Source organism: Actinoallomurus sp. CA-142502, assembly GCF_050936355.1.
GTDB classification, from domain to species: domain Bacteria; phylum Actinomycetota; class Actinomycetes; order Streptosporangiales; family Streptosporangiaceae; genus Actinoallomurus; species Actinoallomurus iriomotensis.
On sequence record NZ_JBNJMY010000001.1, the window covers coordinates 2,958,400 to 2,978,041 of the forward strand.

16 protein-coding genes are annotated in these 19,642 nt (G+C 70.3%); 3 read left to right on the top strand and 13 right to left on the bottom strand.

The features are described 5' to 3' along the window. Window positions 1-22: 22 nt before the first annotated feature. Genes ACQEV1_RS14465 through ACQEV1_RS14480 form a run of 4 tightly spaced genes read right to left on the bottom strand, consistent with a single transcriptional unit; the run spans window position 23 to window position 5,752 of the window. Window positions 23-961, bottom strand: coding sequence for a carbohydrate ABC transporter permease (locus tag ACQEV1_RS14465; RefSeq protein WP_285618147.1), 939 nt, complete (start codon window positions 959-961; stop codon window positions 23-25). Continuing rightward, window positions 958-2,238 carry an ABC transporter substrate-binding protein gene (locus ACQEV1_RS14470; RefSeq protein WP_433394293.1) on the bottom strand — a complete coding sequence of 427 codons (1,281 nt, stop codon included), beginning with the start codon at window positions 2,236-2,238 and terminating at the stop codon, window positions 958-960. The genes ACQEV1_RS14465 and ACQEV1_RS14470 overlap by 4 nt, the downstream gene beginning before the upstream one ends. Further along, window positions 2,235-4,961 (bottom strand): family 78 glycoside hydrolase catalytic domain, encoded by a 2,727-nt coding sequence (locus ACQEV1_RS14475; protein ID WP_433394295.1) that lies wholly within the window; start codon window positions 4,959-4,961, stop codon window positions 2,235-2,237. Before ACQEV1_RS14475 ends, ACQEV1_RS14470 begins: the two co-directional genes overlap by 4 nt. Further along, window positions 4,958-5,752 (bottom strand): DeoR/GlpR family DNA-binding transcription regulator, encoded by a 795-nt coding sequence (locus tag ACQEV1_RS14480; RefSeq protein ID WP_285618142.1) that lies wholly within the window; start codon window positions 5,750-5,752, stop codon window positions 4,958-4,960. Before ACQEV1_RS14480 ends, ACQEV1_RS14475 begins: the two co-directional genes overlap by 4 nt. A gap of 364 nt (window positions 5,753-6,116) precedes the next feature. Between ACQEV1_RS14480 and ACQEV1_RS14485 the strand changes: the two genes are divergently transcribed. Continuing rightward, complete coding sequence (locus ACQEV1_RS14485; protein WP_433394297.1) at window positions 6,117-8,009, top strand: glycine betaine ABC transporter substrate-binding protein; 1,893 nt, start codon at window positions 6,117-6,119, stop codon at window positions 8,007-8,009. 13 nt (window positions 8,010-8,022) lie between these two features. On the opposite strand, the gene ACQEV1_RS14490 is transcribed toward ACQEV1_RS14485, so the two are convergent. Together ACQEV1_RS14490 and ACQEV1_RS14495 are read right to left on the bottom strand one after the other, a co-directional pair. Further along, the gene (locus ACQEV1_RS14490; protein ID WP_433394299.1) at window positions 8,023-8,754 is read right to left on the bottom strand and encodes a hypothetical protein; all 732 of its coding nucleotides are present in this window, start codon (window positions 8,752-8,754) and stop codon (window positions 8,023-8,025) included. Between the two features lie 65 nt (window positions 8,755-8,819). Further along, window positions 8,820-9,533, bottom strand: coding sequence for an ABC transporter ATP-binding protein (locus ACQEV1_RS14495; RefSeq protein WP_433394301.1), 714 nt, complete (start codon window positions 9,531-9,533; stop codon window positions 8,820-8,822). A 162-nt stretch (window positions 9,534-9,695) separates the two neighbouring features. On the opposite strand from ACQEV1_RS14495, the gene ACQEV1_RS14500 reads away from it, so the two are divergent. Both ACQEV1_RS14500 and ACQEV1_RS14505 read left to right on the top strand, forming a co-directional pair. After that, window positions 9,696-10,850, top strand: coding sequence for a sensor histidine kinase (locus ACQEV1_RS14500; RefSeq protein WP_433394303.1), 1,155 nt, complete (start codon window positions 9,696-9,698; stop codon window positions 10,848-10,850). Next, complete coding sequence (locus tag ACQEV1_RS14505) at window positions 10,847-11,491, top strand: response regulator (RefSeq protein WP_285618134.1); 645 nt, start codon at window positions 10,847-10,849, stop codon at window positions 11,489-11,491. The genes ACQEV1_RS14500 and ACQEV1_RS14505 overlap by 4 nt, the downstream gene beginning before the upstream one ends. A gap of 4 nt (window positions 11,492-11,495) precedes the next feature. On the opposite strand, the gene ACQEV1_RS14510 is transcribed toward ACQEV1_RS14505, so the two are convergent. From ACQEV1_RS14510 to ACQEV1_RS14540, 7 genes are all read right to left on the bottom strand, one after another. Beyond that, window positions 11,496-12,416: a glycine betaine ABC transporter substrate-binding protein gene (locus tag ACQEV1_RS14510; RefSeq protein WP_285618133.1), complete on the bottom strand. Its 921-nt coding sequence runs from the start codon at window positions 12,414-12,416 to the stop codon at window positions 11,496-11,498. 96 nt (window positions 12,417-12,512) lie between these two features. Continuing rightward, complete coding sequence (locus ACQEV1_RS14515) at window positions 12,513-13,301, bottom strand: ABC transporter permease (protein ID WP_285618131.1); 789 nt, start codon at window positions 13,299-13,301, stop codon at window positions 12,513-12,515. Then, window positions 13,294-14,298, bottom strand: coding sequence for an ABC transporter ATP-binding protein (locus ACQEV1_RS14520; RefSeq protein ID WP_285618130.1), 1,005 nt, complete (start codon window positions 14,296-14,298; stop codon window positions 13,294-13,296). The genes ACQEV1_RS14515 and ACQEV1_RS14520 overlap by 8 nt, the downstream gene beginning before the upstream one ends. Then, a complete protein-coding gene (locus ACQEV1_RS14525; protein WP_285618129.1) occupies window positions 14,282-14,938 on the bottom strand; it encodes an ABC transporter permease in 657 nt (218 codons plus the stop codon). Before ACQEV1_RS14525 ends, ACQEV1_RS14520 begins: the two co-directional genes overlap by 17 nt. A 435-nt stretch (window positions 14,939-15,373) precedes the next feature. Continuing rightward, a complete protein-coding gene (locus tag ACQEV1_RS14530) occupies window positions 15,374-16,867 on the bottom strand; it encodes an RtcB family protein (RefSeq protein ID WP_433394307.1) in 1,494 nt (497 codons plus the stop codon). A 161-nt stretch (window positions 16,868-17,028) separates the two neighbouring features. Next, window positions 17,029-17,700 (bottom strand): hypothetical protein, encoded by a 672-nt coding sequence (locus ACQEV1_RS14535; protein WP_433394309.1) that lies wholly within the window; start codon window positions 17,698-17,700, stop codon window positions 17,029-17,031. 166 nt (window positions 17,701-17,866) lie between these two features. Beyond that, window positions 17,867-19,471: a hypothetical protein gene (locus tag ACQEV1_RS14540; RefSeq protein WP_433394311.1), complete on the bottom strand. Its 1,605-nt coding sequence runs from the start codon at window positions 19,469-19,471 to the stop codon at window positions 17,867-17,869. Between the last annotated feature and the right edge of the window lie 171 nt (window positions 19,472-19,642).

Consider the following 19,642-nt stretch of genomic DNA (forward strand, 5'->3'; position numbering starts at 1 on the left):
TCGATTCGCTCACTTCGTTCGCTCATACGCCGACCTCCCTGCCGCGCAGGTAGTAGATCTGGACGAGGGAGACCGCCGCGACGAACAGGGCGAGGACGAGCGCGATCGCGGTGCTGTAGCCGTACTTGCCGAAGACGAACGCCTGCTTGTAGAGCACCGTCGAGAGCGTCTCGCTGGAGTAGCCGGGGCCACCGCCGGTCGCGGCGTACACCTGGTCGAAGAGCTTCAGCCCGCCGATCGTGGAGAGCATGACGTTGATCGTCAGCGACGGCGCGAGCAGCGGCCAGGTGACGTAGCGGAACTGCTGGAACCGTCCCGCGCCGTCGATCATCGCGGCCTCGCGCAGTTCGGCCGGGATGCCCTCCAGCCCGGCCAGGAAGATCACCATGGAGTACCCGGCGTACTGCCAGACGACCATGCCGGCGATCGACCAGACCACGAGCGAGGGGTTGCCGAGCCAGTCCTGGCGCAGGTCGCTCAGGCCGAGCATGCCCAGGATGCCGTTGATACCCGCCTTGGGGTCGGGGTTGTAGACGTACTTCCACAGGAACGCGATCATCACCGGGCTGACCACGACCGGCGCGAAGAAGACGACGCGCAGCACCGTACGGGACTTGATGCGCGCGTTCACGCCCAGCGCGAGCAGCAGTCCGACGCCGTTCTGGACGATGACGATCGTGACGGTCAGCAGCAGCGTGTGGAGGAGTGCGCTCCTCGCCTGGTCGTCGCTGAGCAGGTGCTGGAAGTTGGCCAGGCCGTTGAAGGACTTGTCGCCGATGCCGCTCCAGTCCGTGAACGCGTACACGATGCCGGAGACGCTCGGGTAGAGCACGATGGCCGCGTACACGAGCAGCGCGGGGGCGACGAACCACCACGGCGGGGTGAGGAAGCCCGCCCGGCGGGCACGGGCCGCGGGTCGCGCGGTCGCCGTGCCGGCCGGGCGGCGGCTGGTCAATGTCATGACTTCTTCCGGTATGTCTCGTCCATCTTCGCCAGCGCCTTGTCCACCGTCGTCTTGCCGCCGAGGAGCTCCTGGACCACGGCGAAGTGGGTCGGCTGCACCTCGGCGTTCGGCCAGGCCTGGTCCATGAACGGCACGGCCTTGTTGTCGTCGATGAACGGCAGGAACGGGTTCAGCACCGGGTCGATCTTGGAGTTCGCGTCGCGCTTGAGCGGGACGCAGGCGACCGCCTCGGCCCACCGGTTGATGTTCTCCGGCCGGCCCAGGAACTCGATGAAGGCCTTGGCCGCGTCCGCGTTGCGGCTGCGCGCGCTCACGCCCAGGCCGACGACGACGCCCGCCGGGATCCACACGTTCGCCGCGGTGTCCGCGCCGGGGAACGGGAACATCGCCAGGTCGTCGGCGTTCGCGGCGGCCTTGCGGAAGTCGGGCAGCACCGCCGACACCTGCACGGCCATGGCCGCCTTGCCGGTCGCGACCATGGAGGTCTGCTGCTCGTACGTCGTGCCGTTGGGGTTGTCGTTGAAGAACCCGCGCTGCTGGAGCTGCAGGTACATGGTGAAGGCGTCGCGCCAGCCCGACTGCGCGAAGCTGGTCGAGCCGGCCTGCATCTGGCTGTCGAACTGCGGGTTCTTCGCGTACACGGTCGAGGGCACGAGCGCGTACGAGATGAGCTGCGTCACCCACGGCGTCTGCGCGCCGAGCGCGATCGGGATCTTGCCGGCCTTCTTGAGCTTGTCGCACACCTGGAGCAGTTCGCTCCAGGTCTTCGGCGGTTCGACCTTCGCGTCGGCGAAGACCTTCTTGTTGTAGATCGCGCCGATGACGCTCGACCCGGCCGAGTAGATGAAGGTCTTGCCCTGGAGCTGGAACGCGGACTTGAAGTTGGCCGGGATGCTCTGCGTCCAGCTCTGGCCGCTGAGGTCGGCGAGCAGACCGGCCTGCGCGATCTGCGCCATCGACATCGCGCTGCCGTTGCCCGGGTAGACGACGTGGACGTCGGGCGCGTTGCCGGCGCCCAGCTGGGTGCGCAGCGACGTCTGCACCTGGTCGGTCGGCGCGTACGACGTCGAGAACTTCGCCTGCGTGTACAGCTTGGTCAGCTCGTCCAGCGCCTTCTGCTGGTCGGCGACGCCCACGAGGCGCAGCGTCTTGCCGCCGCCCCCGCCGGACGATCCGCCGCACGCGGCGAGAGAGACCGGGAGCGCCGCCACGGCGGCGAGCCCTCCCGCCGCACGCAGGAACTCTCTGCGGTTCCGCTCGAATCGGAGTGTCATCCTGTCCTCCTGGCAAAGAATCGGTAGTCCCCCGACTCCACGCGGTATACGAGCGTCTTTCCGCCTGTGGCGGCCGTCTCGATACCGACGAACTCGACCCCGGGGCTCTCGCCGGCCGGGTGTTCTCCTTCTCGTACGGCGGCGTGATCGTCGCCGGGTACGTGCACGGTCGCCGTCGCCCCCGGAGGGACGGTCACGTCCAGCCGGAACCCGTCGTCGTCCTGCCGCCAGCGCACCGCGATCCGGCCGCGCGCCGAGTCGTACGCCGCCTCCGCCCAGAACGGCTCGCCGTCGAACGGCCGCGGCCGGACGACCAGCTCGCGGTAGGCCACCGAGGCGGGCGCCTGGTCGAGCCCGGCCAGCCCCTGGTACAGCCACTCCCCGATCGACCCGAGCGCGTAGTGGTTGAAGGAGTTCATGGCGGGCGCCTGGAAGCCGTGCTCCTCGGTGTAGCCGTCCCACCGTTCCCAGATGGTGGTGGCCCCGTGCCGCAGCGGGTAGAGCCACGACGGCCGGCGGGTGCGCCGCAGCAGGGCGTGGACCAGGTCGGCGCGGCCCCAGCGGTCCAGGACCGGCGCGATCAGCCCGACTCCGAGGAAGCCGGTGGTCAGGCCGGGCCCGGCCTCCTCGACCAGAGCGGCCAGCCGCCGGGCGGCGTGGCTCGCGAGGTCGTCGGGGAGCAGGTCGAACGCGAGGGCGAGCAGGTACGCGGTCTGCGTGTCGCCCTCGATCCGGCCGTCCGGTCCGGCGAACCGCGCGGTGAAGACCGCGCGCACGTCGCGGGCGAGCGCGGCGTACCGCTCGGCCCGGTCGGCCTGGTCGCCGCCCAGCACGCGGGCGGCGCGCGCGGTCAGCTCCGCGCTGTGCGCGAAGTACGCGGTGGCGACCACCTCGCGCGGCGTCGGGCGGCCGATGGAGAGCCAGTCCGCGAAGTGCGGACCCACCTTGTGCCGCCAGACCAGGTCGGGGTTGTGCCGGTGGACGAAGTCGACCCACGCGCACATCGCGTCCAGGGAGTCGGCGAGGAACCGCTGGTCGCCGTACACCCGGTACAGGTGCCACGGGACCAGCACACCGGCGTCGCCCCAGCCGGGCGCGCCCTCGTCCGCGACACCGGCCAGGCGCGGCGCGACGTTGGAGAAGCCGCCGTCCGGTCCCTGCGCGTCGCGCACGTCGTGCATCCACTTGGTGAAGAAGGCGGCGACGTCGGCGCCCAGGCAGGCGGTCGGCAGGAACACCTGGGCGTCGGCGAGCCAGCCGAGGCGTTCGTCGCGCTGCGGGCAGTCGGTCGGCACGCTCACGAAGTTCGACCGCTGCCCCCAGGTGATGTTCTCGTGCAGCCGGCGGATCGCCGGGTCCGCACAGTCGAACGTCCCCGCCCGGGGCGTGTCGCTGTGCAGGACGACACCGGTGACGTCGCCGGGGTTCAGCTCGGCCAGGCCGGTCACCTCGGCGTACCGGAAGCCGTGGTAGGTGAAGCGCGGCTCGAAGACCACGGTGTCGGCACCGGTGATCAGGGTGTCGGTGGCGGCGGCGGTGCGCAGGTTGGCGGTGTAGAGACCGCCGTCGTCGTCGAGTGTCTCGGCGTGCCGGATCACGATCCGCTGCCCGCGCCGCGGAGCGCGGACGGTCAGCCGGACGCGGCCGGCGAAGTTCTGCCCGAAGTCGACGATGTGCGCCTCGGGGCCGATACGTGTGACGGCGGCGGCGGGCAGCTCACCGAGCGCGCGCACCGGTTCGTCCACCGACGGGACGAGCGTGGCGGTGTCGGTGTCGGCCACGCGGGCGGCCGGCCAGTCGCGGTCGTCGAAGCCCGGCTCGTCCCAGCCGCCGGCGGCACGCCGCGCGTCGTGGCACTCGCCCATGAGCAGGTCGGCGTACCGGATCGGCCCGTCGCTCGTTCGCCACCGCTCATCGGTGCCGATGACCTGCGACGACCCGTCCGCGTAGTCGAGGTGCAACTGGGCGATGAACTGCGGGAAGCCTCCGTAGTGCGCGCCCGGCCGGCGCGGCTCGAACCCGACGTAGCCGCTCCACCAGCCGTCCGCGAGCGTGGCGGCGAGGACGTTGCCGCCCTCGCGGACCAGCGCGGTGACGTCGTACGTCTGGTACTGGACGCGGTGCCGGTAGTCGGTCCAGCCCGGGGTCAGCTCGCCGTCTCCCACCCGCCGGCCGTTGATCCGCATCTCGTAGAGGCCGCGGGCGCTCACGTACAGGCGGGCCCGTACGGGGGCGGTGCTCGCGGAGAACTCGCGGCGCAGCAGCGGGCAGGGCAGCAGGCCGTGGGCGTCGAGGGCCCGCTCGCCCTCCTCCGGCGGGTCGACGACCTCGACGGCCGTCCAGTCGTTCGCGATCCAGGACGCGCGCCACTCACCGGCGTCGAGCCCGGTCTCGAACCACGACCGCTCCCGTCCCTCCGCCCCGTCCGCGGTCCACACCGTGACCTGCCAGTGGTAGCGCGTGCGAGGGCGGAGCGCCGGGCCGGCGTAGACGACACCGATCGCCTCGGGGTCCTCGACCCGGCCGGTGTCCCAGCCGGCGTGCGAGTCGTCGTCCGGCGTGACCTCGACGCGGTAGGCCGCCGGGGCCGTACCGCGAGGCGCGTCGTCGTCCGCGGCCAGCCGCCAGGACAGGAACGGCGTCCGCCCGCCGATGCCGAGCGGCGTCGTCCGGTGGTCGCACCGCAGCGCGTACGGCCGCAGCCCAGTCGCGGTGCCGTTCATGGGGCGGCCACCTCGTAGGCGACCTTGTGCTCGTCGAGTTCGCGCAGCGCCTCCTCGGAGGCGCCGGCGTCGATGATCACGCCGTCGAAACCGCTGAGCGGCGCGACCCGGTGCAGGGCGGTCCGGCTCAGCTTGGTGTGGTCGAGCAGAAGGATCTTGCGTGCCGCGCTGGCGAGCATCGCGCGCTTGACCGAGACGATGTGCTGCTCCTGGTGGTAGGCGAACCCGGCGGTGACCGCCGAGGTGGACACGAAGCACAGGTCCACCTGCAACAGCTCGATGGCCTCGATGCAGGAGACGCCGAGGAAGGAGTCGTGCAGGGGGTCGTAGTCGCCGCCGAGGGCCAGCAGCCGGACGTCGCGCATCTGGGCGAGCAGGTTGATGCCCTCCAGGAAGTTGGTGACGACCGTGAGCGGCGTGATGTTCTCCAGCCGCCGGGCGAGTGCCAGGCTCGTGGTCGAGTCGTCGAGCATCACCGCCATGCCGGGCTCGATCATCTCGACCGCCCGGCCGGCGATCGCGTCCTTCTCGGCCGGCATGGTCCTCATGCGGAACGCGACGTTGCTCTCGAACACGCCGGAGGGCTGGGCGGTGACCCCGCCCCGGTACTTGCGCACGACGCCCTGGCGCTCCAGCTCGTCAAGGTCCCGGTGAATCGTCATGAGGCTGACCTGGAAACGTTCGGCCAGCTCAGCGGCGCTAGCGGAGCCTTGCGTCAGGACGTGCTCGGCGAGCATCCCCCGCCGTAGCGCAGGGCCGTTCCTGCCGTCGCGCGCTCTGGCAGCAGCCATCACTACCTCCGACGGCTTGAATTCGAACACCCGAAACTGTGAAATTCACACGAGAGATATCGTGTCCCCGGATCTTGGGACATGCACACGGTCGGCGTCAAGCCCTCTCGGCGAATCGGCGGAGCATGCAGGTAGTGGAGTGCACGCCGGTGCACGGCCGGGACCGGCGGGGTGTCCAGGGTGTGAGATTGATACCAAGTTCACACCTTGTAGCGTTGTTTTAACGTCGAACCTCCCATGATCGGCTCGGGTTCTTCCCGGCCTCCACCGGCCGGCTGGGGGCTTTCGCTTTGTCCGAAAACTGCCTGGTTGTGATGCGTTTCAGTGCGAGACGATGCTTGTCAGGGAGAAGGCGACACGATTCATGCAGCCATTACGACCGGAGGATCCCGATCACATCGGCCCGTACCGGCTCGCCGGGCGGCTGGGTGAAGGCGGCCAGGGTGTCGTCTACCGCGCCGAACAGGACGACGGCACACCCGTCGCGCTGAAGGTGCTGCATCCGCGGCTGCTGCGCGGCGCGCGGGCGTACGACCGGCTGCGGGACGAGATCACGGCCGTACGCCGGGTGGCCGACTTCTGCACGGCGCGGATCATCGAGCTGGGCAGCGACGGTGACCGGTCCTACCTGGTGAGCGAGTACGTCGACGGGCCCTCGCTCCAGGAGTTCACCGAGGCCGGCGGGCCGCTGACCGGCGGCGCGCTGGCGCGGCTGATGGTCGGCACGGCGTCGGCGCTGGCCGCGATCCACCGCGCCGGGGTGCTGCACCGCGACTTCACGCCGTACAACGTGCTGATGGGCCCGGACGGACCACGCGTGATCGACTTCGGCATCGCGCGGGTGCTCGACGCCGGCGCCACGGTGACCAGCGGCCTGGTCGGCACGCCCGCGTACACCGCGCCGGAGCTGCTGCGCGGCGAGCACCACACGCCCGCGGCCGACATCTGGGGCTGGGCCGTGACGATGACGTTCGCGGCGACCGGCCGGCCGGCGTTCGGCATCGACTCGGTCGCCGCGGTGTTCAACCGCATCCTGCGCGACGATCCCGACATCGCCGCCGTGCCCCCGCCGTACCGCGACACGATCCGCCGCTGCCTGGCCAAGGATCCGCGCGACCGTCCCGAGGCGCCCGACATCCTGCTCCGGCTCCTCGGCTACCAGGACGTCGAGGAGGCGGCGGCCGCGATCAGGCTGCCCGAGGGCGTACGGCCCGCCGACCACCTCACCGTCGACCGGCCCGAGCGGGGCGGCGACCGCGACCGTACGCGCCCGGACCGGTTCACCCGCCCGGACCGCACGCCGGTGTTACGGCGCCGGCGGCGGGTCCGGACGCTGCTGGCGGCCGGGGCCGCGGCGGTGGCGGTCGGGGCTGTGACGCTGGCGTTCGCGCTGTGGCCGGACGGCGGGGCACGGCACGCCGGCGGGCCGCCCTCGGTCCCGCCGCCCGCCGTCACCGTCGGCTCGGCCAACTTCGCCGAGAGCTCCCTGCTCGGCGAGGTGTACGCGCAGGCGCTGGAGGCCAAGGGGTACCGGGTGACGCGGAGGTTCAACCTGGGTGACCGCGAGACGTACTTCCCGCTGGTGCGGTCCGGGCAGATCGACGTGATCCCGGAGTACACCGGCGCGCTCGCGGTGTCGCTCGACCGGACCAGCACCGCGGCCACGGCGGCGCAGGTCGACGCCGTCCTCGCCCGTACGCTCCCACCGCAGCTCGAACTCCTGCGCTCCGCGCCGGCCGAGGACAAGGACACGGTGACGGTGACGAGGAAGACCGCCGAGCGGTACGGCCTGCGCACGATCGCCGACCTCAGGCCGGTGGCCGGCGACCTGGTCATGGGCGGCCCGCCGGAGTTCCAGACCCGGCACCAGGGGCTCGTCGGGCTGCGCGGCACGTACGGGCTGAACTTCCGGAGCTACCAGCCGTTCCAGACCGACGACCGGACCACGCTCGTCGCGCAGCTCGAGGACGGCCGCATCGACGCGGCGGACCTGTTCGCGACCGAACCGGCGATCGCCGAGGGCGGGCTGGTGGTGCTCCAGGATCCCAAGCACGTGTTCAGCGCGCAGAACGTCACACCGCTCGCCTACCGTTCGTCGCTGAGCGCCACCGGCCGCACCGCGCTCGACGCCGTCTCGGCCAAGCTGACGACGGACGCCCTGCTGCGCATGAACGTCCGCGTGCTGGCCGACCGGACCCCGGCTCGCACGGTGGCCGCCGACTGGCTGCGCCAGGTGGGCCTGGTCACGACGCCTTGACCCGTCGTGCGGTTCAGGTCACCTCCCTGCGGATCCCTCGTGCGAAGCCGGCCGTCATCGGCGCGACGATCCAGAAGGTGATCGACGCGGCCAGCCGGGCGGCGTCGGCTCCGGACAGGTCGCCCTTCGCCAGGGGCCCGACCGTGGTGTTCAGGTCGAACCAGCGGACCAGGAGCTCGCCGGTGCCGCCGAGCCGGCCGACGAAGGTCCCCAGGGCGGGGGTCGACAGGTAGAGGACGATCGAGAGCGGGGCGTTCAGCAGGAGCATGCCGATGGCCAGCCCCATCGCGACCAGCAGAACGTTCGTCGCGGTCCAGCCCAGCACGGCGAGCGGCCCGAAACCCCCGTCGACCGGAACATCCTCGACCCGGGCGACGATCATCGTCACCGGCACCGTCACCAGCAGTGCGAACAGCGAGGCGGCCACGGCCGTGAGCAACGGCGGCAGGCACTTGGCCGCCAGCACCCGGTGGCGCCGAGGTTCGAGCGCGAAGGTGGTCAAGGCGGTGCGGTGGCCCCATTCGCCGGTCACCGCGAGGATGCCCAGCGCGGGGAGCAGCGTCCCGAAGCCGACCCCCGCGGTGCCGGCCAGCATTCGCGGACGCGGACCGGCCACGACGCCGCGCGCGACGATGGCCGCGACGGTGAGGCCGGCCAGGACCAGGATCATGATCTTGGCGCTGCGGGTGTCGAAGAGCTTGCGCGTCTCGACCCGCAGGAGCCGGTGGAAGGGAATCTCGGTCATGAGTCCTCCTTCGTCGGAGGGCGTGACCACTGGGGCGCGCTTTCTGATTCCCTCAGTGCGCTCGGTCATGAGCCGCTCCGATCGGCGTTCGCGGTGAGGTCGAGGAAGGTCTCTTCGAGGCTTCGGCCCCGGGACAGCTCGGCGACGGTGCCCTGCGCCAGGATCCGGCCGCGTCCGATCATCACGAGACGGTCGGCCACCTGCTCGATCTCGTGCAGGAGGTGCGAGCTGAGCAGCACCGAGCAGCCCGAGTCCGCGAGCCCGCGGAGCAGCACGCGCATCCAGTGGATGCCCTGGGGGTCGAGACCGTTGACGGGTTCGTCGAGGACGAGGACCTCGGGCCGGCCGAGGAGCGCATGACCGACGCAGAGGCGTTGCCGCATGCCCAGCGAGTAGCCGCCGACCACGCGGTCGGCCTCCCGGCCGGTCAGCCCGACCAGATCGAGGACCTCGCCGACCCGTGTCCTCGGCAGGCCGATCATCATCGCGCCGAGCGTGAGGGTCTCGCGCCCGGTACGTCCGGGATGCAGGGCGCCGGCGTCCAGCAGCGTGCCGACGCGCGCTCCGGGGTTGGCCAGCTCCGCGTACGCAAGGCCGAACACGGTGGCCGAGCCGGAGGTGGCGCGGGCGAGCCCGGTCAGGATGCGCAGAGCCGTCGACTTCCCGGCGCCGTTGGGCCCGAGGAAACCCGTGACGCCTCCCGGGCCGACGGCGAAGGACACGTCGTCGAGCGCCCGCACGCCTCGGTAGGTCTTACTGACGTGGCTGAATTCGATCACGTGTTCAGTCCACCGGAGGCGATCCGGCAGATCATCGGCCTCGGGTCGAGCGCGGCCGGACGCGGGTCCCGGCTCACCGCTCGCCCGGATGGACCTGCGTCGGCCATGGATCGACCTGGGTCGCTAACGCGACCGGCGGGGGCGTCCTTAGGCTTGCGGGCTGTGGAGGACCGCTCGCAGAACCAGCCGCCCCTCGATCGCGAGGGCGTCGCGCTGCGCTACCTGTGCGCCGTCCTTCCGATGGCGTTCTACGCGAGCACCTGGGCCGCGACCGTGTCCCGCCGGCACGACCGGCTCGGTCCGGCACTGGTCGACCTGACGCTGGGCCTGATCGGGCTGGTCCTGATGCGCCGGCGACGACGCCGACCCTGGCAGATCGCGCTGGCCACCGCACTGCTCACCGGCTATTCCGACATCGCGACCGGCCCGGCACAGGTGGCCTACGTGTCCTTGTGCACCCATCGGCGCCGGCGTGAGATCGTGCCCGTCGCGATCGTGTCCTGGCTGTGCCTGGTGGCGCGTTCGGTCCGGTTCGGCGTCGGCCAGGCGACCGTCGTCTCCCTGACGACCGGCACCGCCATCCTCGGCGGACTCACCGTCTTCGGCCTCTATCTGCGCGGACGCCGCGACCTGGCGGCCTCACGCCGCGAGGCGGAGGCGACCGCCGAACGCGAGCAGCTGGCCCGGATCGAGCAGGCGAGACTGGCGGAACGCGCCAAGATCGCGCAGGAGATGCACGACATCCTCGCGCACCGGCTCTCGCTGCTGTCGATGCTCGCCGGCGGCCTCGCGTATCGGACCGATCTCACCGCCGAGGAGATCCGCGGTGCCGCGCAGGCGATCCAGGAGAACGCGCACCTGTCGCTGAACGAGCTGCGCACCGTGCTCGGGACTCTCCGGTCCGATGGCGCCGTCGCGGCTCCGCAGCCGACCCTGGCCCATCTGAGCGCCCTGTTCGACGAGGTACGCGCCGCCGGCCAGCGGGTCGAGGTGGCCGACGCCATCGCCGACCGGGACCTGCTCCCCGAACAGACCGGCCGGCACGCCTACCGGATCCTCCAGGAGGCCCTCACCAACGCGCGCAAACACGCACCGGGCAGCCGGGTGACCGCCGAGCTCGACGGACGGCCCGGCGAGGGCCTGCGGATCCGGGTGAGCAACCCGGCGTCCGGAGCGTCCCCCGGACCGGGCGGGCGGCTGGGCCTGGTCGGCCTGGCCGAGCGGACCCGCATGGCGGGCGGTACCCTCGACCACGCCTTCCGGAACGGACGGTTCGTTCTCGATGCCCGCCTGCCCTGGGAGAATCCGAGCTCGTGATCCGACTGGTGATCGTGGATGACGACCCGATGGTGCGGACCGGGCTGCGCCTCATCCTGGGCGGCGAGCCCGACCTGGAGATCGTCGGCGAGGCCGGCGACGGCCGGGAGGCCGTGCACGTGATCGACGATCTCAAGCCCGACCTCGTGCTGATGGACATCCGGATGCCCGTCCAGGACGGCCTGGCCACCACCGAGCTCCTGGTGACGCGCCCGGCTCCGCCCCGGATCCTCGTGCTCACCACGTTCGACGCGGACGACATGGTGCTGCGGGCCCTGGAGCTGGGCGCCGCGGGCTTCCTGCTGAAGGACACCTCGCCCCCCAAGATGGTCGAGGCGGTCCGTAACGTGGCCAACGGCGAGCCCGCGCTCTCGCCGAGTGTCACCCGCCAGCTGATCGCGGCCGCCACGCGGCACGATCTCCCGCGTACGCACGCGCGACGCGAACTGGCCAGGCTCACCGACCGTGAGCGCGAGGTCGCCGTCGAGGTGGCCCGCGGCAGCTCCAACGCCGAGATCGCCCAGAGCCTCTACATGAGCGTCGCCACCGTCAAGGCCAACATCACCCGGATCTTCGCCAAACTCCAGACCGACAACCGCGTCCACGTCGCCATGAAGGTCCGCGACGCCGGCCTCCTCTGACCGCCTACTTGATGAAGCCCTGCTGCGTGAGCCAGTCGTGGGCGACCTGCTTCGGCTCGTAGCCGTCCACGTCGACCTTCGCGTTGAGTCGGCTCATGGTGTCGTTGGTCAGCTTCTGCGCCACCGGTGCGAAGATCTTCTGGATCTGCGGGTACTTGTCGGCGATCTGCTGGCGCAGGGTGAGCGACGCGTTGTAGACGGGGAAGAAGTGCTTGTCGTCCTCCAGGACCTGCAGGTGCTTGGCGGGGATGCGGCCGTCGGTGGTGAAGACCTCACCGAAGTTGCAGGTCGAGCCCTTGGCGGTCTCGGTGTAGATGACCCCGGTGTCGAGCTGTTTGACGTTCCCCGCCGGCACGTTCATCCCGTACGCCTTCTTCAGGCCGGGCCAGCCGTCGTCACGGGTGGAGAACTCGCTCTCGATACAGAACGTCGCCTCGGCGGGCTTGGTCTTGAGCAGGTTCGCCAGGTCGGACATGGTCTTCACGCCGAGCTGCTGCCCCTCCGCCTGCCGGATCGCGAACGCGTACGTGTTGTTCAGCGGAGCGGGCGGCTCCCAGACGATCTTGTTCTTGGCCAGGTCCTCCTTGGCCACCGCCTGGTACTGCTCGGTGGGGTCGGCGATCGGCTTGGCGTGCTTGAGATAGGTGATCCAGCCGGTCCCGGTGTAGTCCCAGTACAGGTCGACGAGGCCCGAGGTCAGGGCGTTACGGGTGTTGGTCGAACCCTGGATGTTGGTCTTGTCGGTGACGCTCGCGCCGTGCGCGCGCAGCAGCTGCAGGGTCATCTGCCCGAGCACGAGCTGTTCGGTGAACTCCTTGGAGCCGACCCGCAGCGACGCCCCCTTGAGCTCCTGGCCGGCGCTTCCCTGCTCGACCTCGGACTTCGATCCGCCGCAGGCCGCGAGCGAGGCCGCAAGAGTGAGCACTCCGAAAGTCGCTCCGATGGCGCGAAGACGCATGTGAACCTTTCTCTCTCCCGGCCGGTCATGGCGATCGGTCGGGGCGTGGTCGGGAGGAAGCGGTCAGGAGAGACCGCGAGGTCGTAGTACGTCCTCGGCGAGGCTGCCGAGCCAGTCGACCAGGAACGCGATGCAGCAGGTGAGAACGCCTCCAGTGATCAGGACCGGATGGCGTGACAGTTTGATGCCGTTGACGATCATGTCGCCGAGGCCGCCCGCGTTGACGAAGGTGGCGAGCGTGGCCACGCCGACGGTGAGCACCAGTGCCGTCCGCAGACCGGCCAGGATCACCGGCACGGCCAGCCGCAGCTCCACCGAGAGCAGTACCTGCAGCCGCGTCATGCCCATGCCGCGTGCCGCCTCGACCAGGGCGGGGTCGACCTGCTGGATGCCGACCATCGTGTTGCGGAGCACGGGCAGCACGCCGTACGCGACCAGGCCGATCATGGCGATCTTGAACCCGACTCCGAACTTGATGGTGAGGAGCACCAGCACGCCGATGGAGGGGATCGCCTGGCCCAGGTTGGAGAGGCCGAGGATGACCGGGCTCACCCACCTGGCCCTCGGCCGCGAGACGACGACGCCGAGAGGGATCGCGATGACGACGATGATCACGCTGGCGATCAGCGTGAGTTTGAAGTGCTCGATCACCCGGTCGTGCATGTACGTGTAGTTCAGCGTGCGCCGCTCGATCGAATCGAGCTTGAGCCCGTGCACCCACAGGTAGAGCACGCCGAGCGCGGCGGCGATCGCGATCGGCGTCCCCAGGTGCCGGAACAGGACGCGCGCCCGGCCGCGCCGTGGTGCCCCGGTGTCACCGACCCCGCCGGTGACGGGCAGCGTGTCAGCCACCACTCGGCTCGACCTCCCGGCTCTCACTGTTGATCGCTTGACAGATGTCCTGGTAGGTCAGGCGGTGACGCACGTCCCCCGAGACGGCGGCGACCTCCTCGGTCCCGTGCGCGACCATGGCGTCCAGCGCTTCGCGCAGGGTCGCCGTCGCCTCGACCTCCGGCAGTCCGGCCGTCCCCTCCGGGCCGTCGCCGGCGGTGCGGGCCTCCTCGACGGTGATCAGGGCCAGGCGCTTCAGCGTCCCCGCCGTGCCGATGAAACCGGCGACGTAGTCGTCCGCGGGAGCGCTCAGGATCCGCGCCGGCCGGTCGTACTGGGCGATGTGCGACCCCTCCCGTAGTACGGCGATCCGGTCCCCGAGCTTGATGGCCTCCTCGAAGTCGTGCGTGACGAAGATGATGGTCTTGCGGAGTTCGCGCTGTAGGCGCAGGAACTCGTTCTGCAGGTGTTCGCGGGTGATCGGGTCGGTGGCGCCGAACGGCTCGTCCATCAGCATCACCGGCGGGTCCGCGGCGAGCGCGCGAGCCACACCGACCCGCTGTTGCTGTCCGCCGGACAGCTGACGTGGATACCTCGACCGGAAGTCCGCCGCGTCGAGCCCGACCAGGCCGAGCAGCTCGTCGACCCGGTCGTTGATCTTGGCCTTCGACCAGCCGAGCAGTTTCGGCACCACGCCGACGTTCTGGGCGATGGTCAGGTGCGGGAACAGCCCGATCTGCTGGATCACGTAACCCACGTGGCGGCGCAGGTCGTCCGGGCGCATCCGCAGCACGTCCTCGTCGCCGATGCGGATCTCGCCGGAGGTCGGCTCTATCAGCCGGTTGATCATCTTCATCGTGGTCGTCTTTCCGCACCCGGAGGGGCCGACGAAGACGACGAGTTCCCCGGCCGGCACGTCGAGCGAGACCGCGTCCACGGCGGGAGCGGTCTGTCCCGGATAGCGCTTGGTGAGCTCGCGCAGCTCGATCCGGACGCCACCGTCACTGTTCTCGAACACGAAGACCCCTCGGACTGGTTAGACGGCGGACGATGAGGAAGAACAGGTCGCAGAGGAGGGCGAGGATCACGACGCCCAGCGTTCCGGCCAGCGCCTCGTTCAGCGAGTTCGCCGAGCCCAGCCGGGCCAGCCCGTCGAGGATCTGCTGGCCCAGCCCCGGACCGGCCACATACGCCGCGATCGCGGTGATGCCGATGATCATCTGTGTGGCGACGCGGATCCCGCTGAGGATCAGCGGCCAGGCGAGGGGGAGCTGAAGGCGCCACAGGACGTGAAAGGAGCTCATCCCCATGCCGCGCCCTGCCTCGATGACCGCCGAGTCGACGCCGCGCAGGCCCACGACCGTGTTCCGGATGATGGGCAGCAGCGAGTAGAGGGTGAGCGCGAACACGGTCGGTGACCAACCGAGGCCCAGTACCGGGATCAGCAGGCCGAGCAGCGCGAACGACGGGATCGTGAGGAACCCGCTGGAGACACCGATGGCGAAGCCGCTCAGCCGCCGGTGCCGCCAGGTGAGCACCCCGATGCCGACACCGAGCACGGTGGCGATGGCGATGGACAACGCCACGACGAGTGCGTGCTGTCCGAACGCACGCGTGAGCTCATCCGACCTCGTCTGGACGTACTCCGTGAACGTCATCGCACTCTTTGAATAGCCATGTTTTATACCTAATTGTCGGGATCTAGCGCTTGGAGGGTGGAATCTTACGGCATGAAACGGTCCGAAACCATGTAGGGACCCTCAGTCACGACGGCGACGGTCGTGTTCGCGCGCCGCGCGCGGGTACGTGGCGCGCCGACGGCGAGCCGAGGGCGAGAGGCGTGGATCGTCGCCGCGGAACACGTGGCCGGCCTGCGAAAACGCCTCCGAGTGTCGAGTGCGGGCGCGGCCGCGCGATGACGGCCGGCGCGTGCCGCGAGGGGAGCGGATCACGACCAAGATCACGTTTTGGCATCGCGTTCGGGATTCGCCGGAGCGAGGCAATTAGCCGACGAAATTTTCGGCGGAGCGCCGCCCGCCCCCCGTACGGAAAAAGCCCTCACCCGTATGGGGGGCGGGCGGTCGCCCGCGTCGTCACCCCTTGACGGTCAGCAGGGGGCGGAGTTCGACGACCGGGTCGGCGACGCCCGCGTCGTGCAGGCTGGAGACGACCGGGCCGATGTCCTTGTAGACCCAGGGCGCCTCCTGCTTGAGGTCACGGCGCCAGGCGGCCAGGACGTCGGCGCGGTGGGTGACCTTCGGGTCGCGGTGGTCCAGCGGCGTGACCACGCGGAACTCCCGCAGGAACGCGTCGAGCTCCTTGTCGTTCGCCCGTGAGGCGGCGCCGCGCGGCACCCGGCGGCCCGCGCCGTGGCAGGCGCTCGCCAGCGACCGCGGGTTGCCGTGCCCGCGCAGGATGTAGCTCGCCGCGCCCATCGAGCCCGGCACGATGACGGGTTCGCCCCACAGCGCGTACGGGCCGCCGGCCGTCTCCTCGTAGCCCCCGGCCGGGGTGGCGCCCTTGCGGTGGGTGACGGTGTCGCCGTCCCGCCAGAGCAGGTTGTGCGGCGCGTCGTACACGAGGTCGGCGGTGAGGTCGCCGCACTCGGCGGCCAGCCCGGTGCGCAGCATGAGGGACAGGAAGAACCGGTTGCCGACCGCGAAGTTCGCCGCGTTGCCGAGGGCGTCGAGGTAGCGCCCGCGCCGCGTCGCGGAGCGCTCGTCGAGCGACATCGGGATGATCTTGTTGTCGGGCACGGGGAGCTCCTGCGGCCAGGCGGCGCGGGCCTGGTCCATGCCGTCGGCGTTCGCCTGGTGGCCGAGGGACAGCGAGCCGCTGTGCACCATCGAGACGACCTGGCCGAGCTCGAAGCCCCAGGCGTACGCGGCCTGCCGGTCGTGGACGGCGGCGACGTACTGCAGCTCGGCGAAGTGGTTGCCGCCGCCGACGCTGCCGATGATGCTGTCGTAGCTCGTCCCGCCCGCGCTCGTGATCCAGTCGCGGAACGGCTCCGCGGTCGTGGTGGGGTAGCGGGCGCGGTGGATACGGTCGTGCCTCTCGTCCTCGCGCAGCGCGGCCCAGACGCCGTCGTTCGGCGGCGGACCGGCGTCGAGGAGGCCGGGCAGGCCGTCGCGGAGCAGGCCCTCGCGCTGCGCGGCGGTCAGGGCGATGCGGCGGCCGCCCTCGAAGAACAGGTGGCGCATGCGGCGTTCGAGCGCGTCGAGCCGGGGCCGTACGTCGTCGGCGGTCAGCGAGGTCGTCTCCACGCGCATGCCGCAGTTGATGTCGTTGCCGACGGCCTGGGGGATCAGCGCGCCGCGGGTGCGCAGGACCGTGCCGATCGGGATGCCGGCGCCCTTGTGGAGGTCGGGGGTGAGGACCACCCGGGTGATCGCGGCGTCCCCGCCGAGTCGTTCGAGGGTGCCGGCGGTCTGGAGGACGGTGAGGATCTCGTCGATGGCGCTGGATTCGATCGGCACGTCCTCGGCGGCGCAGATGTCGACCGGGACGTGCCAGGGGTTGGGCAGGCGCAGCCAGTCGTCGTCGACGCGGACGAGTCGTGGATCCTGCGTGGGAGAGCTGGGCATGAGGCCTTCCTGACGGCTGCGGATGAGGGCATGAAGAAATGCGCCGCGTTTTCGGTGCGCGGCGGATCGCCGGTATTCCCCGGGTTCAGCAGCCGCGAGGTGAAATGACGATATCCCGCCGGGCCGGGGCGGCCGCAACGGGATTTCGTCGGTTCTCTCGGTTACCGGGTCCGCATCGCCGCGACCGGGGCGGTGAGCGGGGCCCGGCGGGCGCTGCGGAGCGTGCTGACGCTCATCGCGAGCAGCCAGTAGCTGAGGATCGCGCCTATGGAGGCGGTCGTGCCCCAGCCGTTGGCGGCGTAGAAGAACGAGGGCTTGTTGCCGAAGAACATCGAGGGGATGAAGGCGAAGTTGATCGCCGCGAGGACGTACGCCGAGCGGCCGGTCCAGCGGGGGAGCGCCCGCGTACGGCCGATCGCGTACCCGAGGGCGGCGAGGAAGATGCCGAGCAGCATGCGCCCGATCGAGCCGTACAGGATGTAGGTGCCGCTGACGGTGATGGTCGGGTCGATCGGGTGGTCCGTCGCGATGACGGAGCCGGCCTCCAGGCCGCTGGAGATCAGGGTGACCACCACGTACGCGAGCCCGGCCGCGGAGGCTATCCCGCCGATCCACTCGTGCTGGGGGCCGACCGACTTGATCAGTTCACGGAAGCCGGTGACGAAGAGCAGGAGGGCGCCGAGGGCGAGAATGCCGATCAGGAGGCGGGCCAGAACGTTCCAGTCCGGCGGCGCGCCGTCGTAGACGAAGTAGAGCGGCACTTCGACGATGAACGCCACGGCGGCGGTGAGGCAGGAGAATCCAGTGAACTTGCGGGCGAGTTTCTCGTTCATTGCGGCTGGGGCCTTTCCGAGCGTTTCTTGCTGATGTCGGCAATCCTGCTGGGGAAGGCCACAGTGCGTCGGTGGGCGTGGACGCCGAGTAAGGGTGGACCTGGCACCACTCTTTCCCCGGTGGTGCCAGGACCTGGTGCGTGCGGAACGACGGCTCGGCGGGGTCCTACGCCGGGGTCTCCCAGAGGTCGAGTTCCCGGTCGATGTCGCTGCCGGGCGCCGTGTCGCCGCCCCGTGCCCAGTACTGCGCCGCCCGGCCGAACGGCAGGACGGTCGACGCCGCGCTGCCGGCGACGCCGACGTAGTTGTTCAACGCGCGTGTCCCGCCTTGACCGTCTGGTACCTGGTAGGAGAGGACCCGTATCTTGCGTTGGTCGAACGGGTACGGCTTCCCGGATGGATCGGTCCAGTACTGGTTGAAGCCGAAGTTGCGAAGAACGCCGTTCTTGGCCGATCGCCCGGTCTGCTTTCCCGTGCTGACGAAGACGTGAAAGTCGTTGATTCTCGCGTGTTTCCCGGTGGCGTCGGCCCTGACGCGAGAAAGGGTCTGGCGGCCGCCGCCGTACCCGGACTCCATGAATTTCCGTCCGGGCGTCGAACGCAGCAGCGCCGTGAAGGACTTCGCCTTGATCTGCCGGAGCTCGGCGCGCAACCGGCGCACCAGGCCGCTGACGCGCCGGAGCATTCCTGCCAGCACCGTCATCACCCGCCCGACGTCGCCGGCGGTCCTGCTCGACTCCGCGGTGATCCGCTGCGCGGCGGCAAGCTCCGAGGCTCCCAACGTCTCGGCCGCGGCCAGCTGGGCGCTGAGCCAGGCCACAACCGCCCACACCACCACCTCGCTGATCATCCCGCGGATGATCGCCTCCACGTCGGTGATGAGCGAGCTGACCAGCTGCAGCAGCGCCGCCGTCCGGTCGGCGCTGCCCGCGGTGTCCGCGATCCCGTCTCGCATCTCCGTCAGGCGCTGCCGCGCGGTGTCCGCGGCGATCCCCTGCCACGTCTCGCCGAGAGTCCGGTGCATGGTCTCGTCGAGGTCGGTCGCGAGCTTGCGGCAGCCCTGGGCGATGCTGTCGAAGTTGTACGCCGCCTGTCCGGTGGCGATCGGGTCACCCGTCAGCCGGTCCGCGACGGTCTTCGTCCAGTAGAACGCGTTCAGCAGGAAGGAGACGCCGCCCCGGGCCAGAAAACCGATCGGGTCGGCGATGATGTTGGCGTAATTGGAACGCACCGCTAGGAAAGCGGCAGAGGCGTCGGTGACCAGCAGTGCGATATCAGTGCCGATGTTGTACTTGTCGTCGCTGTCCAGGTCGCCGAAGAACCGCCAGGTATGAAGGGCCGCCGATCCCAGCGTGCCGGCGGCCATGGGCAGAGAAGTGATGACGCCGTTCCAGGCGCGGTGGTCCTGGTAGAACCGTGAGGCCGGATTCAACTGGCGGAGTCGCCGGCCGTCGCCGTATTCGTCGCCGACTTTCGCCAATACCCGCAGACACGCCGTCTCAGCGGAAGAATAGTGGGTGCCCGTCGCGTGGAGACGTTTCTTCGCGCCGTCGATGGCGCCGGACATGTGGTCCAGATGCTGTTCGAACTCGGCGGCGAGCGACAGGAAATCCTGTCTCAAGGACCGGAGCAGCCCCCACACGTGCTCGGGCGACAGGGCACGCGTCGCATCGCCGGTGGCGCGGTGAAAGGTCTCCACCCGGGTCGCCAGTGTCTCGACGCCGCGCGCGGCGCTTCCGACGGCACCGGCGGAGGCGATGTATCCGTCCATACGCCGTCCCTCAAGACGATCCCGCCGGTGCCCGGCGTCAAGCGGTGAATGCCGAAGTCGATCTTACCGAGCGGCCTCGCGGCTCCCATCGTTGACCTCGGCGGCCATCCGTCCAGCGCGTGGTCGGCGGTCAGGTCCTGGGTGCCGATGACGTCCAGCAGGCGCAGCTGC

Excerpts from the sequence above, each read along its gene's own strand:
- ACQEV1_RS14465 (WP_285618147.1), bottom strand. The coding sequence starts at position 961 with ATGACATTGACCAGCCGCCGCCCGGCCGGCACGGCGACCGCGCGACCC.
- ACQEV1_RS14470 (WP_433394293.1), bottom strand. The coding sequence starts at position 2,238 with ATGACACTCCGATTCGAGCGGAACCGCAGAGAGTTCCTGCGTGCGGCG.
- ACQEV1_RS14475 (WP_433394295.1), bottom strand. The coding sequence starts at position 4,961 with ATGAACGGCACCGCGACTGGGCTGCGGCCGTACGCGCTGCGGTGCGAC.
- ACQEV1_RS14480 (WP_285618142.1), bottom strand. The coding sequence starts at position 5,752 with ATGGCTGCTGCCAGAGCGCGCGACGGCAGGAACGGCCCTGCGCTACGG.
- ACQEV1_RS14485 (WP_433394297.1), top strand. The coding sequence starts at position 6,117 with ATGCAGCCATTACGACCGGAGGATCCCGATCACATCGGCCCGTACCGG.
- ACQEV1_RS14490 (WP_433394299.1), bottom strand. The coding sequence starts at position 8,754 with ATGACCGAGATTCCCTTCCACCGGCTCCTGCGGGTCGAGACGCGCAAG.
- ACQEV1_RS14525 (WP_285618129.1), bottom strand. The coding sequence starts at position 14,938 with ATGACGTTCACGGAGTACGTCCAGACGAGGTCGGATGAGCTCACGCGT.
- ACQEV1_RS14530 (WP_433394307.1), bottom strand. The coding sequence starts at position 16,867 with ATGCCCAGCTCTCCCACGCAGGATCCACGACTCGTCCGCGTCGACGAC.
- ACQEV1_RS14535 (WP_433394309.1), bottom strand. The coding sequence starts at position 17,700 with ATGAACGAGAAACTCGCCCGCAAGTTCACTGGATTCTCCTGCCTCACC.
- ACQEV1_RS14540 (WP_433394311.1), bottom strand. The coding sequence starts at position 19,471 with ATGGACGGATACATCGCCTCCGCCGGTGCCGTCGGAAGCGCCGCGCGC.